A 19,248-nucleotide genomic window follows, 5' to 3' on the forward strand; every position below is an offset into this window, starting at 1 on the left:
GCTGCACGCGGTCAGGCTGCGGCGTGGGTCTTGAGGCCTTCGACCATGATTTTCAGGGATTTCTGCGCCTGACTGTCGAGGTCGTGGTAATAGCCGAAACTGTCGCCATGGTCGAGAATCAGCGTCGCCACACCGTGTACGCCGGCCCAGGCTGTATGGGCCATGCTGGGAATATCGTCCTTGCCGAAAATACCCTGTTCAGCACCGCGCTCAATAATGCGCTGAACGTGGTAAAACGCTTCGCGACCGGCAGCGAACAGCTCGGTGTACTGTTTGCGTGGCAGTAGAACCGGGCCAAACATCAGGCGGAAGATTTCGGTATTTTCCTGAGCGAAGTGAACATAGTCCATACCCAGGGCGATCAGGTCCTGAATGGGATCTTCGCCACTGGAATGCTCGTTGAGCTGCGTTAACAGGCGACTAAAGCCTTCGGTCGCCAGCGCTGCGAGCAGGGCGTTTTTGTCTTTAAAGTGACGGTAGGGCGCCGTCTGGGAAACGCCAATCTCACGCGCCAGTGCGCGCAAGCTGAGTTCGTTTATGCCGCCTTCCAGCAGGTGTTTCTCGGCATGGGTAATCAATTCTTCTCGCAGGTTACCGTGGTGGTAGCTGGATGTACTCTGGTTGCTCATAGTCGGCTGTCTGTTATGGACTGATAGTTTATGTTTTCAATGAGTATATGCACTCAATGGAAATGTGTCTGCTGCGAGGGGTGAAAAAACAACGCAGACTGCTGCTGGAGGCACGTTTGGAGCCATATTGCGGCAGGATCGGACAACAAGGCGACATTTTTATGGAAAAGCCGGAACAAGGCAAGCCATGTGTCAACATTAACGGGCAAAGTGTCAACATTAACAGGGGAGAGTCCTATGAATTTGGGTTTAGCGGGTAAAACCGTGATGGTGGCGGGGGCCAGCCGCGGTTTGGGCTTTGCGATTGCGCAATGTCTGCAGGATGAGGGCGCCAACCTCAGCATCAGTAGCAGTGACGAGAAAGCCATCGCCAGTGCCGCAGAGGCACTGCCGGGTTGTCACGCCCAGCGCTGTGACGTGCGTAATCCAGCCGAGATAGAAGACTGGGTGGCCCAGACCGAGGCGCGCTTTGGTGGTATTGACGCCTTGGTGGTCAATGCCGGTGGGCCGCCGCCCGGTGGCTTTCGGGATTTTGATGATGCCGCCTGGCAGGGCGCCTTTGAATTAACTTTGCTTAGTGCGGTAAGGCTGGTCAGGGCGGCGTTACCCTCACTGGTCAAACGGCAGGGCAATATCCTGTTTATGACCTCGTCCTCGGTAAAAGAGCCCATCGATTTTCTGCTGTTGTCGAATGTCATGCGCTCGGGCGTCGCCAGTCTGGCGAAAAGTCTATCCCGCTCGCTGGCGGTAGAGGGCTTGCGCGTTAACTGCATTGTGCCGGGGATCGTAGAAACTGATCGGATCAAGGCGTTGGTTTCGAATCAGGCAAAAGCCAAGGCGATCACACCAGAAGATCAGCGTGCGGCGATGGAAGCTCAGGTGCCGATGGGGCGTTTCGGTCGACCGGAAGAATTTGCCCGCACCGCGGCCTTCCTGCTGTCGCCGGCGGCGAGTTATATCAACGGCGAAACAGTCACGGTTGACGGTGGCACGATGAAAACCCTGTTCTGAGCGGGCAGTCAGACTGGAGCCAAAATCAATCAGCCATAAAAAAGCCACCCTAGGGGTGGCTTTCGATAGGCAGTGCGAGGCGCTGATTAGGGCAGCAGATGCTTAACGGCGTCGCGCTCTTCGGCCAGCTCTTGCTCAGTCGCTTCCATTTTGGCGCGGCTGAAATCGCCGACTTCAACACCCTGAACGATTTCCCAGTCGCCGTCTTTGCAGCGGCAGGGGAATGAGTAGATCAGGCCTTCGGCAATGCCGTAGCTGCCGTCGCTGTATACGCCCATGCTGACCCAATCGTCACCGTCAGTGCCCAGCGCCCAGCTGCGCATGTGGTCGATAGCCGCATTGGCTGCAGAGGCTGCAGAAGACGCACCGCGAGCCTTGATGATAGCTGCGCCGCGCTGTTGAACAGTCGGGATGAAGTCGTTCTCATACCATTCCTGATCAACCAGATCAGTCGCTTTTTTACCGTCAACTTTGGTGTTGAACAGATCGGGGTACTGGGTAGCAGAGTGGTTGCCCCAGATGGTCATGTTCTTCACGTCATTAACAGTTTTGCCGGTTTTCTGGGCAATCTGAGTCATGGCGCGGTTGTGATCCAGACGCGTCATGGCAGTGAAGTTGCGCGGGTCGATGTCCGGCGCGTTGCGCTGAGTGATCAGGGCGTTGGTGTTGGCGGGGTTGCCGACAACCAGAACCTTGATATTTTTGCTGGCGTTGTCGTTGATCGCCTTGCCTTGTACCGAGAAGATGGCGGCGTTGGCTTCCAGCAGGTCTTTGCGCTCCATGCCGGGGCCACGCGGACGGGCACCAACCAGCAGGGCGTAGTCAGTGTCTTTGAAAGCAACGTTCGGGTCGTCAGTGGTTACGATGTCGGCCAGCAGCGGGAAGGCGCAATCGTCCAGCTCCATTTTTACGCCTTGCAGGGCGTCCATGGCGGGGGTGATGTCGAGCAGCTGCAGGATAACGGGCTGATCGTCGCCCAGCATGGCACCGGAAGCGATGCGGAACAGCAGAGCGTAGCCGATTTGACCGGCAGCACCTGTAACGGTGACACGAACGGGTTGTTTCATGAGTAAAGATTCCTGTTTGTGGTGTTTACTTTGGTGAAAACGGGTTTGAAGCGGGCCACCTGCAGGCTGCGGATCACACAGGCCTGAGCCACCCTGGCCGGGATTTGGCCGCAGCACAAACCAAGTCCGTGCTGCCTGAAGCGGGGCATATGATAGTCATCTGAGCCGTAAATTGCCATATCGTTGAGGCAGTGGCCTTATTCCCCAGCCGCGCCCCTGCTACAATTGCGCGCTTTGTTTCCGGGGGAGAGAACGGTTCATGCGTCTATTACAATCGCGGCGGCTCAGCCTGTTGCTAGCCGTGGCGCTTCTGCTGTTTGCTGTGCAGCTCGTATTTCGGCTGATTTTCTTTTTCGGTTTTGCTGATTTTAGTGACAATGAAGCGGCGACCTTTGGCGCTTTGGCCAAGGCCTGGGGGATTGGCCTTCGCTTTGACGCTCGCCTTTCGATTCTCCTCACCATGCCGCTGCTGCTATTGATGGTGCCGCGCTTCCACCTGCTGGAAAAGGCCTGGCCCCAGCGCATTGCCGTGGGCTATGTCCTGCTGGTGGCCTTGCTGCTGACGTTATTCAACGTGTTTGATCTCGGTCACTACGCCTACCTTGGCATCCGCATGGATTCCACCGTTGTCCGCTTCTTCGACGATATCGCTATCTCAACCAGCATGATCTGGGAAAGTTATCCGGTGGTATGGATTACGCTGGGAGTGATCGTGCTGTGTATGCTGGTCTACCGCTTCGGCAAAGGGGCAATAAGCCAAATCTTTTCCGCGCCCGGCGAAAAACTGGGCAAATGGGCCGTAACCTGGCGCTGCTTTCTGGTGTTTATGGTGGCCTTTTGGACTTCGATCGGGCGCCTGTCTGACGTGCCATTGCGCTGGAACAACGCCTTTTTTACCGGCGACCCGGAAATAGGTGCGCTGGGGCTAAATTCGGTTTTGTACTTTTACGAAACCATGGACTTCAGTGAGGCTCGCTACGACATCGCGCAGGTGCAGGCGCACTACGATACCGTCGCCGAGTACCTTGGTCTCAGCGATAGCGAACGCAATAGTGAAAGACTCAATTTCCTGCGTCGGGTTGAAGCCGATAAGCAAGCGCCTTTTGCCGGCATGGAACGCCCGCCGAATATCGTCTTTATCATGCTGGAGTCGCTGGGCGCGAGCCGCGTCAGTGCTTACGGTAACCCCCTGAAAACCACCCCGGTGCTCGACGATATTGCGGACAATGGCTGGTTCTTTGAGCACTTTTACGTGCCGGTGTCAGGTACCGCCAAAACCGTTTGGGCCAGCATTACCGGTCTGCCGGACACTTCGACGGTAAAGACCGCGACCCGCAATCCGCTCATTGCTCACCAGCGCACGATCGTTAATGCCTTTACCGATCACGAGAAATACTATTTTCTTGGTGGCAGCGCCGGCTGGGCCAATATGCGTGCCCTGATCAAGGCCAGCATCGATGATCTGCATCTCTACGAAGAGGGTTCTTACACCGAGCCACGAGTCGATGTATGGGGGATTTCCGATCTGAGTCTGTTCCGTGAGGCGGATAAAGTCCTGCGTGACATCCCCAAGGAAAAGCCTTTCTTTGCCATTGTTCAGACGGCAGCCAACCACCGGCCCTTTACCTTGCCGGACGATATGGGCGATTTTGAACCAGACCGTCCAGACGATGAAACGCTGTATCAGGCGGGTTTCAAAAGCGCCGAGCAGTACAACGCGGTCCGCTTTCTTGACTATAACGTCGGCGAGTTTTTCAAAATGGCCAAGGAAGGTGGCTACTTTGATAACACGGTATTTGTGTTCTATGGCGACCACAATAACCGCATCACCATTACGCCGCATATGGCCGATTTTTATGAGAAGCTCGATCTGGACGGCCTGCATGTTCCACACATGATTTATGCGCCCAAACTGCTTCCGCCGAAAAAGGTTGAAGACGCGGTTAGTCTGGTTGATGTATTGCCAACGGTTGCCGGTCTGTTTGGTGTGCCCTATGAGTACGCTGGGTTGGGACGCGATTACACCAAACACCCGGAGGGCGAGGAGCGCTATGTGTTTACCCAGACGGCCGACAAGCGCCATCCGGTGATCGGTGTGATCAGCAAGGATTGGATGCTGCGCATGCAGTCAAGCGGCGACAAGGCCAAACTTCACAAGCTTTACAGTGAGGACTCCACTGCAGATCACAGCGCGGCTAATCCCGGTAAGGCGCAGCACCTGCAAAAGCTGGCCAAAGGGCTTTATGAAAGCAGCCACTATTTGCACTATCACAATGTTGAGGAATCCGCGGCGGGGACGGGCCAGTGAGTCTGACGGATGTTGTTGTTCTGGCGGGTTATCTGCTCGCTATTTTATTGCTCGGGGTCTTTTTCTCGCGCAAAACGCACTCCACCGATGATTACTTTGTCGGGGGGCGCAATTACCGCGGCTGGGTGATTGGCCTCAGTCTGGTCGGAACCTCAATCAGTTCCGTGACCTTTCTGGCCTACCCGGCAGACGCCTACAAAACCGCCTGGCTGCGTTATCTACCGAACCTGATGTTGCCAGTAGCCATTTTTTTTGCCGCGCGCTATTTCCTGCCGTTTTTCCGGCGGGGCAATACCATTACCGCCTATGAGTTTCTTGAGGATCGCTTCGGGCCCTCGGTGCGGGTGTACGGTGCGGCGTCATTCATGATTGCCCAGCTGGTTCGCGTGAGCACCATTCTTTACCTGATCAGCCTCCTATTGTTCGAGATCAGTGGTCTCGATCCTGTGTGGTGTATTGTTCTGGCCGGGGTTTTTGTCGCCTTCTATACCGTTGCCGGTGGCATAGAAGCGGTTATCTGGACGGACGTTATACAAACACTGGTGCTGCTGTTTGGCGGGATTGCCTGTTTGTGGGTCATCGTCGATTTGCTGCCGGGTGGTCTCGGGCAGGTGCTCAGTACCGCCAGCGAGCACGGTAAGCTGGGTTTTTCCGAATGGCGTAACGGTGAGCTGGAACCCGTTAGCTGGGATCTTAGCCTGCTGAGCAAAACCGGCACCATGATGCTGGTGCTGGGGTTGGTGAACTGGCTGACCGAGTACAGCAGTAACCAGAATACAGTCCAGCGCTACTGTGCGGCTAAAACCGAACAGGAAGCGCGGCGGGGCATGTGGGTCTGTGCTCTGAGCAGCTTGCCGATCTGGGCCTTCTACATGTTTCTGGGAACGGCCTTGTATGTGTTTTACCTGCAATTCCCCGTACCTGAAGCCGCTGAAATGCTTAGTGGTGAGCGCAAGGCCGAGCAGATTTTACCGTTTTTTATTCTGAGTGAGTTGCCCGCCGGCTTGGTGGGGCTGGTACTGGCGGCGGCATTGGCAGCAGCCATGTCGTCGCTGGATTCCAGTATTAACGCGATCTCGGCGGTGTCCGTGGTGGATATCTATCGCCGTCATCTGAATAAAGAAGCCGATGAACGGCATTATCTTAGAGTGGCGCGCGGTGTGGCGCTGGCGGTCAGCGGGCTGATGATAGGGGGTGCCATCGTCTTCTATTACGCTGACACCAAGACCCTGCAAGACGCACTGACGATCATTGTGGCCTTGCTGGGTGGAGGTCTGTTGAGTCTTTACCTATTTGGCTTTTTTTGCCGTCGCGGTGGCGCCAAGCACGCCTGGCTCGGTATAGCCGTAACCATGCTTTTCACCGGCTGGGTTATTCTCGCCCGCAACAACGTGTTGTTCTCGGCTGAGAATATGCCCTTTGATCTGTACTACACGGCCATCATCGGCAATGGGCTGATGTTTGTGGTGCTGTGGCTGGCCAGCCGCCGCTCGCCACTGCGCGCGCAGGGTTGATGTGGCATAAACCAGTGCGGTGATGGCAGCGAAGGGGTCGATCAGGTAATCCCAGAGATTGTTCGACTCCAGCAGGCCAAACTGGAAGGCGATCAGATCCAGACTGAGCACGGCTACAATCAGATTGTGGCCTTTTGCCCAGGCCAGCACGCCAACAGCAATCGCTGCTATGGCCAGCAGATTGGGTTGGTAACCCCATTGATAGGGGTCGACAATGCCGGCGCCCAGACTCATGGGGTAGAACCAGAGAGCGACGAGTGCCATCAGTCCCGCCAGCCACTTCAGTTCACTCTGCGGCAGGTGTATTGATTCGCTGCGGGTAACCCGGCAGAAAGCCAGCCCAATTAATACCAGCGTAGATGTCAGACTAAACTCGCCAAACACGCCGCGCAGGTAAAACACCGGTGCCAGTCCGGCAATCGGAATGCACAAAAATAATAGCGACAAGCCGTAGACCATCATCAGGCGCGAAGACAGAGCGGGACGGCGGCACAGCAGCAGGCTGAGCAGGGCGGCCCAGTGTAGGGCAGAGATTATCAGGCCGGGTGTCATATCCATTGGCTCAGCCACTCCTGAGAAAATGCGCGGTGCTTGATATAGGCTTTGTTCCAGGTGTACACGAGATGAATAGTTCCGTCTGAAGCTTTGATTAGGTAGGGGTAGTCGTAGCGATAGCGACAGCCGCTATCGCTGCACAAGGCATCGCTGGCTGAGGCCAGATACTGTTCGCGCAAGCTATCCGTCAAACCTTCCTTGAGCATGGAGTCGTTGAGATCTTTTGCGAATTGTTCGTGGGGTACACGGCGCGGGGCGTTGCCATTGTCGCTATTGTCTTCTACCCGCATGATGGCATTCCAGGTCTGGCCGCGGTCTTCAGAAACCAGCAGGGTAAGGCGATTGCGCTCTTCTTCCGTGTCATTGGCTACGGTCAGTATCCGGCCGCAGTCGAGCACCACAGCGGCCAGTGCTGAATTCGGGTTAAAGAAGCTCGCGTTTTCCGGCTCACTCCAGACTTGGCCGCTGGAGTCGCTGGAGGTCATGACCGCAGTAAACGGTGCATCGTCTCCGGTGTCACGGAGCAGCGCCAGTGCTTCGTTGTCGTCCACCGGCAGAATGACCGGCTGAATGGCTTCACGACCAGTGGTTAAGCGGGTTTTATCGAGTACCCGGCCGTCCGGAGAAAGACGCAGCAGCTCACCAAATTTGCCGGCCATTTCATGGTAGACGGGCAGGGCGATGGTGCCGTCTTCGTAGAGGTGGGGCGTTCCCTTTACCAGCGTGCTGAGGTTGAAGAAGGGCGAGGTAACCAGACGTTCTACCGAATGCCAGCTCTCGCCGTGATCATCTGAGAAAGCCACATTCAGCTGGCTGGTGGCCCAGCCGCCCAGCGAAACGGAAACGTAGTACAGGGCCAGGCGATCATTCTTGAGGCGGGTGATGACCGGATTGCCGAGCTTCTTGATATAGCGGCCGAGTTCCCGCTGGGTGAATTCCCGGGTAATCAGCGGGCGAACTTCACTCCACTCGTTGGTCGCGGGATCAAACCAGGCCCCATAGATGGCAACGTCTTTTGCGCCTTCGCGGCTGCCACCGAACCAGCTAGCCAGCAGTCGGCCATCGGCCAATTCGGCCACCGAAGCGGAATGCACCATGTCAGTGGCATTTCGGCGTGAAACAATATTGGGGGCACCGATATAGACCTGCGCCGGGGTATCCTCTAGCACGGGCAAGTCGGCGGGTGTTTCATTGCGGTGCTGGGGCAGGGCGGTATCGTCGAAAACAGGCTGCTCTAGGCTGCCAGTGCCGCGAATCGTGATGCTGGCTGCGACAACGAGTAAAAGCAGCCCGATTAAGCTGTAACGGCTTGGCATGATTGAATACGATCCAGAAAGAATAGACTTACAGGCGCGCTTGTAATCGCGCATTTATTGTACAGAGCGATTGTAGCGGAGTGTGACAGCTCTGTTAAGTCTTGTGAGCACATGGATTCGCACATATCCCCCGAAAACACTGGGCATTTTTTAGTCTGAACCGGTACAATACGCGGCCTGAATCAGGTCCAGAATCCGTAATTGCCACAGGTTAGAGAGCACCGTGACTGTCGCTGAATTGTCGAAAAAGCAGAAAACCGAGTTCAACAAGCTGCAAAAGCGGTTGCGACGGCATGTGGGCAAGGCGATCGAAGACTACAACATGATCGAGGAGGGCGACCGGGTTATGGTTTGCCTGTCCGGGGGCAAGGATTCCTACGGAATGCTCGATATCCTGATGAATCTGCGCCAGAGCGCGCCGATCAATTTTGAGCTTGTCGCGGTCAATCTGGATCAAAAGCAGCCAGGATTTCCTGAAGAAGTTCTTCCTAAGTACTTGTCTTCACTCGATGTTGAGTATCATATCCTCGAAAAAGACACCTACAGTATCGTTAAATCCGTTGTGCCCGAGGGTAAGACCACCTGTGGCCTGTGCTCGCGCCTGCGTCGGGGCTCCCTTTACGGTTTTGCTGAACAGATTGGCGCCACCAAGATCGCGCTCGGGCATCACCGGGACGATATTATCGAAACCCTGTTCCTGAATATGTTCTTTGCGGGCAAGCTCAAGGCCATGCCGCCGAAGCTGCTGAGTGACGACAAGCAGAATATCGTGATTCGACCGATGGCCTACTGTAAAGAAGCAGATCTGGCGGCCTATGCGGAGATTAAGGGCTTCCCAATTATTCCCTGCAATCTTTGCGGTTCCCAGGAAAACCTCCAGCGCCAGAACATCAAACAGATGCTGCAGGACTGGGAGAAGCAATTTCCCGGCCGGCTGGACTCGATTTTTACCGCGATCGGCAACGTCGCGCCCTCCCAGTTGACTGACGGCGAGCTGTTCGATTTCAGAACCCTTAAGCTGGAACGTCCAAGCCTGGAGAAAATCCGCGCCATCAACCTTGGCTGACGGGCTTCTCAGTTTTTCCTCGATTGTCGAATGCTTGCTTGATAAATACGCCAAACTATCGGTAAATAAGGTATTTTTCGCAAACAGCAGCCGCGTTCATGGCCAATTTCCGACGCCACTTCCAGATAGTCGCCTTGTGCGCCAGCGCTTCGCTGGGCTTTTGGCTTGGGCCGGCTTCCCAAAGCCTGGCGCAACCGGGTGTACCCACCGGCAGCGCTGAACAGCGTGAACTCACCTTTATTCGCGAAAAAGTCAGCGGCTTGCTCGATATGGTGTTCGGCCGTTCTGCCTATCATCTGGAGCTGGCCACTATTGGTAGTGGCAAAAACAAAGGCCATCAGCTGGTGTTGGTGGTCGACAGTCGTTTTCGCGGGGAATATGCAGAAGCCGAGCTGCGCTCCCTGATTGCCAGCGTCGCAGGTCTCAATTTCAATGGCCCGGATCAACTGACCTTGTCGTCACTGCCCATGGCCTCGGCGCAGTCCCCGGTAGTGGAAACCGACACAGTGTCGTTTTCGCTGATGGCTCTGGTCGGATTAACCATGGCGGGTTTGGGCGCGGCGGGTGGTTGGTTATTGGCCCGGCGTCAGCGCAGCCCCTACCGCGATCAGCTGGATGCCCAGCTTGAAGCCCTGCACAAACTGGCAGAGGAAGACCCTTCGCGGGTCGCGCAAGTATTGCGACTCTGGCTGCGGCCGGCGGCGGCAACCAGCGCTGAAAGTGGAGGAATGACGGCGCGCGAGCTGGCGGCCATTATTGTGCTAAGCCTGCCAAAAGCCACGGCAGCCTCCGTATTGCGCCCGTTATTGCCCCGGGAATTACAGGCGATCGGCGACATCATGGTCAGAATCGCCAGAGTGAGGCGAACGGTCCTGCGCTATGCAGTCAAGCAGTTCTTTGAAGACGTACAGGAAGCGACGGGCTTTGGGGTGAAATCCGAGGCGGATTACCGAAGTCTGCTGGAGAATGCGCTGGGCGAACAGCGAGCGCAATTGATTGCCGGCGCGCCGGAACTGCAAAGTCATATACCCTTGCTGGAAAATCTGCGCTGGCTCGAAGCGGACACCATCGCTGAAATGATCGCCGGCGAACACCCCCAGATCCAGGCCATCGTCGTGGCCAGTCTCGACACGGAAAAAGCGACCCGCACTCTGGAATCCCTGCCCGAATCCACCCGGGCGGATGTTCTGTTGCGCGTCGCGGAGATCGACAAGTTGCAGCCGGCTGCAGCGGAGGCGGTATCGAAACTGATTGAATCCCGACTCGAAAGCATGACCAGTCAGCCCAATCGCACGCCGCCGGGACAGCGCCAGGCAGCGGCAATACTGAAGTCCGTGACGGCGGACTGGTCGGAGGTATTACTACAGGAAGTTTATCGGCGTGATCACCGGCTAGCCGCCCAGCTGCAGGAACACATGTTTACCATGGATGACCTGCTGGGTCTGACGAGCGCTGACTGGCAGAAAGTGGAGCAACAATTACCGGATGATCTGCTGGCGCGTGCGCTATTGAGCTGCCGACCGGATACGCGAGAAGGGTTTTTGCAGCGTCTCCCGCGTGGCCGTGCACGGTCATTACGCCCGCTTCTGAAGCAATATGCGGGTCTCGGCGCCGAACTTATTCAGCAGTCGGCCAATGACGTTTTGCTGATGGTGCGTCGCATGGCGGCTTCAGGCGATATTGTGTTGAGTGGAGAATTGCGGCTGGCGAGCCCGGCAACGGCAGGTGAATCATGAGCGATATGATGTCGCAGGCGGAAATTGATGCGCTGTTGGAGCAGGTCGCTACCGGCGAAGGTGAGCCCCGGCCTGTCACTGTCGCTCCCGGCGTTCGCAGTTACGACCTGAGCGCGCAGCAGCACATCGTCCGGGGGCGGCTCAGTGGGCTCGAAGTGTTGAACCAGCGGCTGGCTGCGCGCTTGCGCGCCGCTGCTGCGCCCACCGTACGGCAGGAAGTCGATGTCGAGCCCATGCCCGTCTCGATCAGAAAATACAGCGATTACGTGCATGGGCTCTATTTGCCCAGCAGCCTCAACTTATTAGAGATGAAACCACTCAGTGGCACTGCGCTGGTGATGGTCGATTCCCGGCTGGTGTTTCGTATTGTGGACTTTTTCTTTGGTGGTTCCGGGCGCCATACCAAAGTTGAGGGGCGTGAATTTACCGAGACGGAACGTCATGTGATTGACGGTATTCTGCAGCGCTTTTACCGGGATATTGCTGACGTTTGGCACAGCGTTATCGATTTGCGGTGTGAGCCTCAAGGGGTCGAATACAACCCGGCCTCTGCCGCTATTGCCGGTTTAAATGACAACGTTGTGGTGTGTGGGTTTCGCGTTCAGATCGCAGGCGGTGGCGGCGAGGTTCATCTGGTGCTTCCGGAAGCCATGCTGGAACCTGTGCGCGACAGTCTCGAAGCTGGTTCACGCCACTTGTCAACGGAATCGGAACGCCAATGGCGCCATTCCATCGAGCAGCAGCTAAGTCAGGTTGTGGTCAGTGCCCGCTGTCGGGTGGCAGAGATGGAGTTGAGCCTTAGGGAGCTTGACGCGCTGGAGATAGGTGATTTTCTACCTTTGAATCTGCGCCGGGGATCTGAGCTCACTGTGGCGGGCGTGCCGATACATCGCGTTCAAGCCGGGACTTTCGGCGGCCACTGGGCAGTAAAAATTGTGAATACAGATGTAGGCAAATCAGGAGCCGACAATGAGTGATTTCAAAACTCTGGGTGAGCAGTCGCAGCAGGGCGTGACGCTGTCGTCGACGCAACGCGATGCCGAGCGCTCCGGGGATACGCCGGTAGCGAGCAGTCGTGCGAGTCTGGAGCGGGTAATGGATATCCCGGTGCGAATCAGCATGGAAGTCGGCAGCGCGGAGATTTCGGTCCGCGATTTGCTCGATTTGAGGCAGGGCGCGGTTGTTGAGCTTGAGCGCCAGGCGGGTGAACCACTGGATGTGCTGGTCAATGGTTCCCTGGTTGCGCGTGGCGAGGTAGTTGTAGTTAACGATCAGTTGGGTATTCGGTTGACGGAACTTGTGTCGCCGGCCGATCGCGCCCGAGCTCTTAGCAAGGAAGAGTGATTACATAAGGCCGCGTATTGCTTATTCATAAACGATCTAACGCATGGTAATCCTGCCAATGAAGTGCCACCTTCCTCATCTATACTGCCTGTAAGTTACAGCGATTTCCTACGCACGTACTGTCAGTAGTCTAGTCATTAACGCGTTTTTCAGTACCTGAGGCGTCGGTGCTGCCTTCCAGATAATAACGAGCCCCGTTTTCGATGGGGTACGGAGAGGCAAACATGAAGCGTCTGTTTTACCTGACGGAATCCGCAGATTTTGCGGGCCAGGTGGCCAAACAATTAGTGAGAGTGCCCGGGTTCTCACCCCGGCGCTTGCATGTCATTGGTAAAGACCTGAATGCGCTTTACGAGCGGTGTCTGCCGGTGCCCGCGTCATGCTTGCAGAAAGATTTCCTGCGCGGCGCGGAATATGGCGCGTTATTGGGTGGGGCATTTTCGGTCCTGCTACTGGTGTGGTTCTGGTTCTTCGCCGAGTTGCCCGCCAGCGCGCTAAATTGGCTGTTATTAGGTGTCTCCGGGGGCTTGGCCGTGGGGTGCGCTTTTGGCTGGTCGCGGGACAACGCTTTGATTCGACACTTTCACGAGGACCTTGTGGAGGGGAAGTTTCTGCTTATTGTCGACGTCACCGCGCTCGACGAGTCTGCGGTTCGCAGACTTCTGGCGCATCTGCCCATCGAGCCAGCTGGAGAGAGTCGCGCTCTGGTTCCGGCCTTGATCTGATTGACTGAAGAAGTGGTACGCAGCACTGCCCATCGGCAGGCGCTCCGTCCAGGTTGACGCCAGTTGGCGTTCATGTGTGAAGTGGGCCGCCCTTTGGGCGGCCTTTTTTTTATCGGGTAACGAAAGATTGGTGTTGCCGCAAAGCGCGGTAAAATGTCGCGGGTAGTAGCGCCGCCGCACAATTTATGGAACAGTGGGCGATTAAACCCTGAAGTCTCTGGGCGAGCGATGAAAATACTGGTTGTAGACGATTTTTCGACCATGCGCAGAATCATAAAAAACCTGCTGCGCAAGTTGGGTTATGAACAGGTGGATGAAGCTGAAGATGGTGCCAAAGCCCTGCCGATGCTGCACGGCGGCGGTTATGATTTTCTGATCACGGACCTGAATATGCCGGGAATGTCCGGGCTCGAATTGCTGAAGGCGGTGCGCAATGATGCGAGTCTAAGCAGTCTGCCCGTGCTCGTTGTGACCGCTGATGCCAACCGTGAGCAGATTGTGGAGGCAGCACAGGCCGGCGTTAACGGGTATGTGGTCAAGCCTTTCACTGCAGCTGTTTTGCAGGAAAAGATAGAACAGATTTTCAGCGGCAAGAGCAGCACTGCTACTAGGGAGAGTAACCGCCCGTGAGCCAGTCATTTCTGTCTGAGGAAGACGCTGAACTCCGCGAATTTTTTGCTGAGGATGCGACGGAACTTTTGGTTGAGGTTCGGGAAATTCTTGCGTCCATGTTGCGCGGTGAGGCAACGGAAGGAGGGCTTGAGAGCGTCCGTCGGGGCTTTCATAATCTGAAAGGCGCTGCTATGAGCCTGCCGGGCTGCGACAGCTTGGAATCGTTTACCCGGCTGTCGGAAACACTCGCGACCGCGCTGGAGCAGGGCGTTATTGCCGCCAATCCCGAAGTCCTGACCCTGCTAGATGAAGCGGCCGCAGCGATTCAGGATTTGCTGGCGGAACATGCGATGGAGCCACGCTTGCCCCTCTTGCCCAATCAGCTGGTGATGGCTCTGATGTATTGTCAGGATAAGCTGGTCGGCATAGACGCTAGCCTGGATGGCGCTCAGGCACCGGTTTCACTGGAAGAGCCGCTGCGCCAATTTCGGGCAGCAAACTGAGCTCAGCCCTGATCTCTGCCGCACAAATCGCCCAAGTCGTTTATAATCCCGCGCTTTACCGCCGCTACTTACCGTCACAACGCTGTCGTTTTACAAGGAGCACGGCCGCTTGCCGCCATTGCTGGACATTCAAGGTCTGAGCTACGCCCGCGATCACCGCGATCTGGCGCGCGATCTGTCGTTCCAGCTTGAGGCCGGCGACATTCTGCGGGTAGAGGGCCCGAATGGCTCGGGCAAAACCACCTTGTTGCGGATTCTCGCGGGGCTCTATACCAACTACGAAGGTGAGCTGCGCTATCGCGGCGAGTCCCTGCGCGGTCGAGGCCGTTTGGCGATGCGTAGCGAGAGTCATTTTCTCGGCCATCAATCTGCACTCAAACTCAGTCTGACCCCGCTGGAAAACTTGAACTGGCTGGCCGCGCTGAATGGTCAGTCGGTTGGACTCGATGCGGTTGAAAACGCGCTCGCCAAGGTCGGCCTAAAAGGGTATGAAGACGTTCCCTGCCGGCAGCTGTCTGCCGGCCAGCAAAGGCGGGTTACCTTGGCTCGCCTGTTTCTTGTGTCCGCCGGTTTATGGTTGCTGGATGAGCCCTTTACTGCGCTCGATCGCCAGGCGGTGGCAGAATTGGAAGGCTGGATAGGTGAATTCGCTGCTAGCGGCGGGGCGGTGGTGTTAACCACCCACCATGCACTTGGCCAACTGCAGGGGCTGCGCTCCCTGACGCTGGGTGGATCATGAGTGATCCGCGCATTATCTGGAATGTGTTGCTGCGCCGGGAATTGCTGGTCAGCCTGCGACGGCGCAGTGAAATTGCCAATCCGCTGTTCTTTTTCCTGATTGTCTGCGCTCTGTTCCCGCTGGGCCTGGGGCCTTCACCCGCGTTGCTGGCGGGTATGGCGCCGGGCATCCTGTGGATAGTGGCGCTGCTGGCGGTGCTGATGGCCAGCGACGGCTTATTTCGCTCGGACTATGACGACGGCACGCTGGAGCAGGTGCTGCTAAGCCCTGTCCCCCTCTACGTGACCAGTCTGGTCAAAGTTCTGGCGCACTGGCTGTTAAGCGGCTTGCCCTTGACCCTGCTGTCACCCTTGCTGGCAATGATGCTGCAGATGCCGCCGCAGGGTATCCCGGCGCTGCTCGCCAGTCTGGCGCTCGGCACTCTGGTACTGAGTTTTATTGCTGCCATTGGTGCTGCGCTCACGGTGGGCTTGAAGCGGGGCGGGGTGTTGCTGTCGCTACTGGTGCTGCCCTTGTTTGTGCCAGCGCTGATTTTCGGCAGCGCGGCGGTGCAGCGTGCGGTGCTGGGGATGGACAGTTCGGCGCCACTGGCATTGCTCGGTGCCATGGCCATTATGTTTGTTCTGGTGGCGCCACTTGCCATCGCCGGGGCTCTGCGGGTAAGCCACGACCAGTAAAGTTCGCTAGGGTGGCACGAGTGAAAACAGCTCCGGCGGAGGGAATCTGGCGGGGCATACGGTATACTGGCGCGCCATTTCGGGGCGTGAATGTGAAGAGATGTTATGTGGGCCTGGTTTCATAAATGGAGTTCGCCGCGCTGGTTCTACCAGCTGAGCGGTACCTTGCTGCCCTGGCTGGCGGTGATCAGCTTGGCGGCCTTGATTGTCGGTGTGGCCTGGGGCCTGATGTTTGTGCCACCTGATTACAAGCAGGGCAACAGTTTCCGGATTATCTATATTCATGTGCCGGCCGCGGCTGTGGCCATGGCGGGCTATCTGTTGATGGCGACGGCCGGTGCGATCAGTTTGATCTGGCGCATCAAGCTTGCTGATATGGTGCTCAAATGCGCCGCGCCCATCGGTGCGGCCTTAACGTTTTTGGCACTGGTGACTGGCGCTATCTGGGGTAAGCCCACCTGGGGAACCTGGTGGGTCTGGGATGCGCGTATTACCTCGGTGTTGGTGTTGTTTTTCCTCTACATAGGCATCATCGCGTTGTACGAGGCCTTCGACAACAAGGAGGCGGCTGGCCGTGCCAGTGCGATTCTGGCCTTGGTCGGCGCAGTGAACATTCCCATTATTTATTGGTCGGTAGAGTGGTGGTATAGCCTGCACCAACCGGCCAGCATCAGTTTTACCGGCGAATCATCGATTCATCCACAGATGCTGCGGCCGCTATTGCTGACCATCACCGGTTTTTACTGTTTTTTCGGTTGGGTGCTTTTGCTAAAGGTACGCAACGAAATTCTGCATCGCGAGCGCAGCACGCGCTGGGTGCGGGATCTGATTTTGTCGAGGTAAGGCATGTATTTCGAGACGGTCGCTGAATTGCTGGCCATGGACGGGCACGGGCCCTATGTCTGGGCAGCCTACGGGATCACCTTTGCGACGCTGGTTTGGCTGGTGGCGCAGCCCTTGGTGGCAAAACGCCGGCAACTGCGTGAACTGCGCGGCTTTCTGCGCCGTACGGAGGGCGCGTAATGCACCCTCTGCGACGCCAGCGTCTGGCCATTGTCTTGCTGATTATCGCCGGTACGGCGGCGGCTGCCGCGCTGCTGGGGTATGCCCTGCGGGAAAATATAAATCTGTTCTATCCACCGTCCGATATCGTGGCCGGCAAAGCACCCGTGGGACGGGATATCCGTGCCGGCGGGATGGTACTGGAAGGCAGTGTGAAGCGCGCCAGCGACAGTTTGCAGGTCAGTTTTATCGTGACGGATTATCAGGCTAATGTGCCGGTGACCTATACCGGCATTCTGCCGGATCTGTTCAGTGAGGGAGAAGGTGTGGTGGTTTTGGGGCAGCTCGACGCCGAAGGCCTTTTCCATGCTGACCAGGTACTGGCCAAGCACGACGAAAACTACATGCCGCCGGAAGTGACCGATGCGCTGGAAAAGGCCAAGTCCCAGTCTGGCGCTCCGGAACCGTCCAAGCCCTATTGATGATGTGAGAGGCAATCCTTGATTCCCGAGATCGGCCATTTCGCCCTGGTACTCGCGTTTTGTAGCTCCCTGTTGCTGGCGGGCGTGCCAGCGCTGGGTTATGCCCTCGGGCATCACACCCTGCTGGCGAGTGCCAACCGGTTTGCCCTGCTGCAGATGGCGCTGGTTACCGTTTCCTTTGTTTGTCTGGCGGCCGCCTTTCTGCGTGACGATTTCAGCGTCTCCATCGTCGCGCTGCAGTCCAATACACAACTGCCGGCGCACTATAAATTCACCGCCTTGTGGGGCGGCCATGAAGGCTCGCTGCTGCTGTGGGTGCTGATTCTGGCCGGGTGGACTGCCGCGGTTGCACTGACGGGCAAGCATATTCCCATCGCCGTCAAAGCGGTGGTGCTGTCGACCATGGGCGCCGTGTCCGTGGGCTTTCTGAGCTTTATGCTGTTTACCTCCAATCCCTTTGAGCGCGAGCTGATTGCTACGCCAGCGGATGGTCAGGATCTCAATCCACTGTTGCAGGATCCGGGCATGGTGATTCACCCGCCGATGCTGTACTTCGGCTATGTCGGCTTTTCTGTAGCGTTTGCGTTTGCCATTGCGGCGCTGGTGCGAGGGCGACTGGATGCCAGCTGGGCGCGCTGGGCGAGGCCTTGGACCAATATTGCATGGGCCTTCCTGACCGTTGGTATCACTCTGGGTAGTTGGTGGGCCTACTATGAACTTGGCTGGGGTGGCTGGTGGTTTTGGGATCCGGTGGAAAACGCCTCGTTTATGCCGTGGCTGGTGGGTGCCGCGCTGGTGCATTCACTGGCGGTCACCGAGAAGCGGGGCGCCTTTAAAAACTGGACCTTGTTGCTGGCGATTTTTGCCTTTTCCCTAAGTCTGCTGGGGACCTTTCTGGTGCGCTCCGGGGTGCTGACTTCGGTGCATTCATTTGCGGCAGACCCAACGCGCGGCCTGTATATCCTCGGTTTTCTGTTTATCGTGATTGGCGGTTCCTTGACCCTCTACGCGCTGCGGGCGCCGGAATCTGCGTTCCGACCAACCTTTGCCAAAATATCGCGGGAATCCCTGCTGCTGGCCAACAATATTCTACTGGTCTGTGCGGCGCTTGTGGTGCTGTTGGGCACGCTGTTTCCGCTGATCATGGACTATCTCGATCTGGGCAAATATTCCGTTGGCCCTCCGTACTTCAACGCCATGTTTGTGCCGCTCGCCTGTGGTCTGGCGCTGCTGACCGGGCTGGGTATGTTCAGTCAGTGGAAGCGCACTAGAGATCTGAAAACTCTGGTGCGTGAGCCACTGGTGCTGGCCTTGATCACAGCTCTGGTGTTGCCCTTTGCCTGGGGTGAGTGGCAGTGGCTCGCCTCATTGGGACTGTTTTTTGGCTTGTGGCTGATCTTTGCCAGCGTGCGCAGTGTGGTGCATCAAACCCGCAACGCGGCGACGCGACTCAGCGGCCTCAAGCGTTTGAAACTTTCCTATCTGGGGATGATCTGCGCCCATATTGGTTTTGGTGTCGCGGTAATGGGGGTAACAGTGGTCAGCCTCTATTCGTCGGAGCGAGATCTGCGCATGGCTGCCGGTGATGCCCTGGATGTGGGTAGTTATCGTGTGGAGTTTCGCGGCACTGCGCCGGTGACTGGCCCCAACTATGCTGGAACCCAGGGCGATATTCGCTTGCTGCGAGGTGGACGGGAAGTCGCGCAGTTGCTGCCGGAAAAACGCCGCTATCACGCCCGGGGCGATCAGATTATGACGGAAGCGGGCATCGATGCCGGCTTTCTGAGAGATATGTATGTCGCATTGGGCGAGCCCCTCGGCGATTCGGCTTGGGCCGTGCGAGTGCACTACAAGCCGCTGGTGCGCTGGATCTGGCTGGGCGGGGCCCTGGTCGCTTTGGGAGCCTTGCTGGCGGTAATGGACAAGCGCTACCGTCTGCAGCGCTTGCAAGAGGAGGTATGA

General features: G+C 57.0%; 19 protein-coding genes. 16 read left to right on the forward strand and 3 right to left on the reverse strand.

Annotation, left to right across the window (positions count from 1 at the left end):
- Positions 1–11: 11 nt before the first annotated feature.
- Positions 12–629 carry a TetR/AcrR family transcriptional regulator gene (locus FHR99_RS02150; protein ID WP_183408893.1) on the reverse strand — a complete coding sequence of 206 codons (618 nt, stop codon included), beginning with the start codon at positions 627–629 and terminating at the stop codon, positions 12–14.
- A gap of 237 nt (positions 630–866) precedes the next feature.
- On the opposite strand from FHR99_RS02150, the gene FHR99_RS02155 reads away from it, so the two are divergent.
- On the forward strand, positions 867–1,640 hold the full coding sequence (locus tag FHR99_RS02155; protein WP_183408894.1) for an SDR family oxidoreductase: 774 nt from the start codon (positions 867–869) through the stop codon (positions 1,638–1,640).
- A gap of 86 nt (positions 1,641–1,726) precedes the next feature.
- On the opposite strand, the gene FHR99_RS02160 is transcribed toward FHR99_RS02155, so the two are convergent.
- Positions 1,727–2,707, reverse strand: a complete 981-nt coding sequence (locus FHR99_RS02160; RefSeq protein ID WP_183408895.1) for a malate dehydrogenase — start codon at positions 2,705–2,707, stop codon at positions 1,727–1,729.
- Positions 2,708–2,966: 259 nt separating this feature from the next.
- Here FHR99_RS02160 and FHR99_RS02165 point away from each other — a divergent pair, with 259 nt between their 5' ends.
- Both FHR99_RS02165 and FHR99_RS02170 read left to right on the forward strand, forming a co-directional pair.
- On the forward strand, positions 2,967–5,015 hold the full coding sequence (locus FHR99_RS02165) for an LTA synthase family protein (RefSeq protein ID WP_183408896.1): 2,049 nt from the start codon (positions 2,967–2,969) through the stop codon (positions 5,013–5,015).
- A complete protein-coding gene (locus tag FHR99_RS02170) occupies positions 5,012–6,529 on the forward strand; it encodes a sodium:solute symporter family transporter (RefSeq protein ID WP_183408897.1) in 1,518 nt (505 codons plus the stop codon). Before FHR99_RS02165 ends, FHR99_RS02170 begins: the two co-directional genes overlap by 4 nt.
- A 548-nt stretch (positions 6,530–7,077) precedes the next feature.
- Here FHR99_RS02170 and FHR99_RS02175 read toward each other — a convergent pair.
- Positions 7,078–8,400 (reverse strand): sialidase family protein, encoded by a 1,323-nt coding sequence (locus tag FHR99_RS02175; protein WP_183408898.1) that lies wholly within the window; start codon positions 8,398–8,400, stop codon positions 7,078–7,080.
- A gap of 223 nt (positions 8,401–8,623) precedes the next feature.
- Between FHR99_RS02175 and ttcA the strand changes: the two genes are divergently transcribed.
- From ttcA to FHR99_RS02240, 13 genes are all read left to right on the forward strand, one after another.
- Complete coding sequence (gene ttcA / locus FHR99_RS02180) at positions 8,624–9,466, forward strand: tRNA 2-thiocytidine(32) synthetase TtcA (protein ID WP_343067334.1); 843 nt, start codon at positions 8,624–8,626, stop codon at positions 9,464–9,466.
- Positions 9,467–9,564: 98 nt separating this feature from the next.
- Complete coding sequence (locus FHR99_RS02185; protein ID WP_183408899.1) at positions 9,565–11,202, forward strand: FliG C-terminal domain-containing protein; 1,638 nt, start codon at positions 9,565–9,567, stop codon at positions 11,200–11,202.
- Complete coding sequence (gene fliM / locus FHR99_RS02190; RefSeq protein WP_183408900.1) at positions 11,199–12,179, forward strand: flagellar motor switch protein FliM; 981 nt, start codon at positions 11,199–11,201, stop codon at positions 12,177–12,179. Before FHR99_RS02185 ends, fliM begins: the two co-directional genes overlap by 4 nt.
- Entirely contained in the window at positions 12,172–12,546 is a 375-nt protein-coding gene (gene fliN, locus FHR99_RS02195; protein ID WP_183408901.1) for a flagellar motor switch protein FliN, read from the forward strand. The genes fliM and fliN overlap by 8 nt, the downstream gene beginning before the upstream one ends.
- A gap of 224 nt (positions 12,547–12,770) precedes the next feature.
- Complete coding sequence (locus tag FHR99_RS02200; RefSeq protein ID WP_183408902.1) at positions 12,771–13,271, forward strand: hypothetical protein; 501 nt, start codon at positions 12,771–12,773, stop codon at positions 13,269–13,271.
- A gap of 228 nt (positions 13,272–13,499) precedes the next feature.
- Positions 13,500–13,901 carry a chemotaxis response regulator CheY gene (locus tag FHR99_RS02205; protein ID WP_183408903.1) on the forward strand — a complete coding sequence of 134 codons (402 nt, stop codon included), beginning with the start codon at positions 13,500–13,502 and terminating at the stop codon, positions 13,899–13,901.
- Entirely contained in the window at positions 13,898–14,386 is a 489-nt protein-coding gene (locus tag FHR99_RS02210) for a hypothetical protein (RefSeq protein WP_183408904.1), read from the forward strand. The genes FHR99_RS02205 and FHR99_RS02210 overlap by 4 nt, the downstream gene beginning before the upstream one ends.
- A 109-nt stretch (positions 14,387–14,495) precedes the next feature.
- Positions 14,496–15,125, forward strand: coding sequence for a cytochrome c biogenesis heme-transporting ATPase CcmA (gene ccmA, locus FHR99_RS02215; RefSeq protein WP_183408905.1), 630 nt, complete (start codon positions 14,496–14,498; stop codon positions 15,123–15,125).
- Positions 15,122–15,802 (forward strand): heme exporter protein CcmB, encoded by a 681-nt coding sequence (ccmB, locus tag FHR99_RS02220; protein ID WP_183408906.1) that lies wholly within the window; start codon positions 15,122–15,124, stop codon positions 15,800–15,802. Before ccmA ends, ccmB begins: the two co-directional genes overlap by 4 nt.
- A 105-nt stretch (positions 15,803–15,907) precedes the next feature.
- Positions 15,908–16,645: a heme ABC transporter permease gene (locus FHR99_RS02225; RefSeq protein WP_183408907.1), complete on the forward strand. Its 738-nt coding sequence runs from the start codon at positions 15,908–15,910 to the stop codon at positions 16,643–16,645.
- 3 nt (positions 16,646–16,648) lie between these two features.
- Positions 16,649–16,825, forward strand: a complete 177-nt coding sequence (ccmD, locus tag FHR99_RS02230; protein ID WP_183408908.1) for a heme exporter protein CcmD — start codon at positions 16,649–16,651, stop codon at positions 16,823–16,825.
- A complete protein-coding gene (gene ccmE / locus FHR99_RS02235; RefSeq protein WP_183408909.1) occupies positions 16,825–17,286 on the forward strand; it encodes a cytochrome c maturation protein CcmE in 462 nt (153 codons plus the stop codon). Before ccmD ends, ccmE begins: the two co-directional genes overlap by 1 nt.
- 18 nt (positions 17,287–17,304) lie before the next feature.
- A complete protein-coding gene (locus FHR99_RS02240; RefSeq protein ID WP_183408910.1) occupies positions 17,305–19,248 on the forward strand; it encodes a heme lyase CcmF/NrfE family subunit in 1,944 nt (647 codons plus the stop codon).

The sequence above is a fragment of the Litorivivens lipolytica genome (genome assembly GCF_014191715.1).
In the GTDB taxonomy this organism is placed as follows: Bacteria; Pseudomonadota; Gammaproteobacteria; order Pseudomonadales; family Spongiibacteraceae; genus Litorivivens; species Litorivivens lipolytica.